This is a genomic window from Mesorhizobium sp. 128a, assembly GCF_053848025.1.
On sequence record NZ_JBSPKY010000071.1, the window covers coordinates 1 to 1,654 of the forward strand.

1 protein-coding gene is annotated in these 1,654 nt (G+C 61.6%); it reads right to left on the reverse strand.

The annotated features are described in order from the left end of the window. Window positions 1-397: 397 nt before the first annotated feature. Window positions 398-1,654 (reverse strand): hypothetical protein (locus tag ACWTU9_RS33090; protein WP_455861997.1); only part of this gene is annotated, 1,257 nt, incomplete at its 5' end.

Genomic DNA, 1,654 nt, shown 5'->3' on the forward strand with positions numbered 1-1,654 from the left:
GCGACTTAGTGAAACTGCTGTCCGCGATTTAGCGGAACGACTGTCCCGTTTTTGCGAAATACGCAGGGGGCGAGCGACAGCGATGGACTTGCCCGTTTCCAACACCCTTTTCGACAATCAGGCGCGCCGCGCCCGCTTGCGTTCGCATTGTTAAAATAGCTCGCGGTTTGCGGCCGGACGATTGGGCTGCTTGATCCCGGCTGCCGCCAGCAGCCCAGCCGCTCCGGCGTGCGTTCGCTCTGAGAAGCACACCCAGCGCCCGGCCCATGTCGGCCTCGAGCACCTCCTGCACCCGCACCGCATCACCTGGTGCGATGCCTCTGGGTTCGTTGACGGCAGCGCTGGCGGATCACACCGCGTTACCGCAACATTAATGAAGAATTTTGTTGCGATAGCATCATTTAAGATTTCGAATTGCGCTAGCGGCGCCACGGTTTTTAGTCGCGGCTGCCAAAACTTTCGATTTAGGCATATTCGCTAATTTATCGGCCTTCCCGAGCAGCGCCTTCGTCGTCTCCGCCCCGCCGGGCTGGCCCAGGATCTTGACGATATCGTTCTTGCTGAGCTTCTGGCCGCCAAACTCCAGCGTCGCCAGCGCCTTTGCCGGTTCTCCCAGCAGCGCCTTCAGCGCCTGCGCGCCACCTTCATTGCCTAGGACCCTGACGACATCGTCCTTGCTGAGCTTGTGGCCACTGAGCTCCAGCATCGCCAGCTTCTCCGCGTTGTCCAGCAGCGCCGTCACGGCCTGCCTCGCGCCGCTGTTCCCCAGGATCCTGAGGACATCGTCCTTGCCGAGCTTCTGGCCGCTGAACTCCAGCGCCAGTCCCTTTGCGTTGTCCAACAGCGCCGTCATCGCCTGCGCCCCGCCATGATTGCCCAGGATCTTGATGACATCGTCCTTGCCGAGCCTCTCGCCGCTGAGCTCCAGGTCCGCGAGCGCCTTTCCGCGTTCTCCCAGCAGGGCCTTCAGCGCCTGCGCGCCACCTTCATTGCCCAGGACCTTGAGGATATCGTCCTTGCTGAGCTTCTGGCCGTTGAACGCCAGCGTTGCCAGCGCCTGCGCGTTGTCCAGCAGTGCTGTCATCGCCTGCGCCGCGCCGACCCGGGCCAGGACCTTGAGGATATCGTCCTTGCTGAGCTTCTGGCCGCCGAGCTCCAGCTCCGCCAGCGCGCGCGAGTTATCCAGCAGCGCCTTCACCGCCTGTGCGGCACCTTCATTGCCCAGGATCTTGAAGATATCATTCTTGCTGAGCTTCTGGCCGCTGAGCTCCAGCGCCGCCAGGTCTTTTCCGCGTTCTCCCAGCAGCGTGTTCAGCGCCTGCGCCACACCCCTGTTCCTCAGGATCTTGACGATATCGTCCTTGCTGAGCTTCTGGCCGCTGAGCTTCAGTGTCGCCAGCGCCTGCGCGTTCTTCAGCAACGCCCTCACCGCCTGCGCGCCACCCTGATTGTTCAGCATCTTGAGGATATCATCCTTGCTGAGCTTGTGGCCGCTGAACTCCAGCTGTGCCAACTCTTCCGCGTTGTCGACAAAGGCCTTCAGGGCAAGCGCTCCACCGGGGCGGTTGCCAATGGCTTCGCACTCCGCGCGTGACAGCTGAAATCTCGTCTTCACCGCTTTGTTCACAAATTCAGGGATTGCAGCCAACCTCTT